Origin of the sequence: Ensifer sp. SSB1 (assembly GCF_016652895.1) — a bacterium.
In the GTDB taxonomy this organism is placed as follows: Bacteria; Pseudomonadota; Alphaproteobacteria; order Rhizobiales; family Rhizobiaceae; genus Ensifer.
In genome coordinates this window covers 1-2,373 of record NZ_JAEPRP010000345.1, presented here as the reverse complement: position 1 = coordinate 2,373, position 2,373 = coordinate 1, and the positions used below count along the sequence as shown (strand labels likewise).

Below are 2,373 nucleotides of genomic sequence, written 5' to 3'. Positions count from 1 at the left end.
GTTGCCTTCGACGACCGTGGTCTGGTCGATCGCGAAGATCGAGGAGTGGCTGTCGTGGTTGAAGTCGCGCGAAACGAGCGGCTCTTCCGTGTAACCGAGAACGCCCTTGAGCGCGCCATTGGACGCAGCCTTGATGGCGTTGGTGATTTCCTCGACCGAGGTGTTGCGCTTGGCGACGAACTTGAAGTCGACGACCGAGACGTTCGGGGTCGGGACGCGGATCGACGTGCCGTCGAGCTTGCCCTTCAGTTCCGGCAGAACCAGGCCGACGGCCTTGGCGGCACCCGTCGAGGTCGGGATCATCGACAGAGCGGCAGCGCGGGCGCGGTACAGATCCTTGTGCATCTGGTCGAGCGACGGCTGGTCGTTGGTGTAGGAGTGGATCGTGGTCATGAAGCCGTGGCTGATGCCGATGACATCGTTCAGGACCTTGACGACCGGAACCAGGCAGTTCGTCGTGCAGGATGCGTTGGAGATGACCAGGTGGTCCTTGGTCAGCTGGTCGTGGTTGACGCCGTAGACGACGGTCAGGTCGGCGCCGTCGGCCGGAGCCGAGACGATGACGCGCTTGGCGCCTGCCGTCAGGTGGGCTGCAGCCTTGTCGCGGGCGGTGAAGATGCCGGTGCATTCCATCGCGATGTCGATGCCGAGTTCCTTGTGCGGCAGCGTTGCCGGATCCTTGATCGCGGTCACCTTGATCGGCTTGCCGCCGTTGATGGTGATCGTGTCGCCTTCGACCTTGACCTCGGCCGGGAAGCGACCGTGGATCGAGTCGTAGCGCAGCAGGTGAGCGTTGGTCTCAACGGGGCCGAGATCGTTGATGGCAACGACTTCGATGTCGGTGCGGCCGGATTCGACGATCGCGCGGAGCACGTTGCGGCCGATGCGGCCAAAACCGTTGATGGCGACTTTCACTGTCATGGGTCTCTCCCTGTCTGACTGACGTGGTACGAAAAAAGCGGGGCGCACCTTTCGGCGCGCCCCGCAGATTGATCAGGCGAGCTTCGCTTCAGCCGCGGCAACCACCGCCTCGGGCGTGATGCCGAAGTGCTTGTAAAGCTCCTTGTAGGGACCGGAGGCACCGAAGGACGACATGCCGATGAAGGTGCCATCGCTGCCGATGAAGTGATCCCAGCCCTGACGGATGCCGGCTTCGACGGCGATCTTGACCGGCGAGTTGCCGATGATCGCCTGCTGGTAATCTTCGCTCTGCTCGGCGAAAAGCTCGAAGCAGGGAACGGAGACAACGCGGGTCGAGATGCCCTTGGCGGTCAGCGTCTGGCAGGCCTTGACGGCGATTTCGACTTCCGAGCCGGTCGCGAAGATCGTGACCTTGGCGTCGGCGGCCGAGATCAGGTCGTAGGCGCCGTGGGCGCACAGGTTCTCTTCTTCATACTCGGTGCGAACGGCCATCAGGTTCTGGCGCGTCAGCGCGATTCCGGACGGGCGGTTGTGGCTTTCGAGCGCGAGCTGCCAGCATTCTGCCGTTTCCGTGGCGTCGGCCGGGCGGAACATCAGAAGGTTCGGGATGGCGCGAAGGGCTGCCATATGCTCGACCGGCTGGTGCGTCGGGCCGTCTTCGCCGAGGCCGATCGAGTCATGCGTCAGCACATGAATGACGCGGAGGCCCATCAGCGCGGCAAGGCGGATCGACGGACGGCAATAGTCCGAGAAGATCAGGAAGCCGCCGGAATAGGGGATGACGCCGCCGTGCAGCGCCATGCCGTTCATGGCAGCGGCCATGCCGTGTTCGCGCACACCCCAGTGGATATAGCGACCGGAGAAATCGTCCGGCGTGATCGACTTGGTCTGGCTCGTCTTGGTGTTGTTCGAGCCGGTCAGGTCGGCCGAGCCGCCGATGGTTTCGGCCAGAACGCCGTTGATGACTTCGAGCGCGTCTTCGGAAGCCTTGCGGGTTGCCGGCGACGGCTTGGTCTCAGCGAGCTTCTTCTTGTAGTCGTCGATGGCGGAGGACAGGCGGCCTTCGAGTTCGCCGGAGAAGCGGCGAACGAACTGGGCCTTCTTCTCGGCATCGCTCTTTTCGAGGCGCTCTTCCCATTCCTTGCGCGCCTTGGTGCAGCGCAGGCCGGCCAGACGCCAGGCGTCGAGCACGTCGGAGGGAACGACGAACGCTTCGGCTTCCCAGCCGAGTGCCTTGCGGGTGGCAGCGATTTCCTCGGCGCCGAGCGGCGAACCGTGAACCTTGTGGGTGCCGGCCTTGTTCGGTGCGCCGAAGCCGATCGTCGTCTTGCAGGCGATCATCGTCGGCTTGTCGGACTTCTGGGCCTGGTCGATCGCTGCAGCAATCGCGTCCGGGTCGTGGCCGTCGACTGCAATCGTGTTCCAGTTGCTGGCGCGGAAGCGGGCGTGCTG

The 2,373-nt window shown here is 64.0% G+C and carries 2 protein-coding genes; both read right to left on the bottom strand.

What is annotated here, in order from left to right; genetic code table 11:
* Window positions 1-921: type I glyceraldehyde-3-phosphate dehydrogenase (gap, locus tag I8N66_RS37115; RefSeq protein ID WP_291165526.1), on the bottom strand; the 921-nt coding region annotated here is incomplete at its 3' end.
* Between the two features lie 72 nt (window positions 922-993).
* Window positions 994-2,373, bottom strand: a 1,380-nt coding sequence (locus tag I8N66_RS37110; RefSeq protein WP_291165524.1) for a transketolase, incomplete at its 5' end; no start/stop codon positions are given.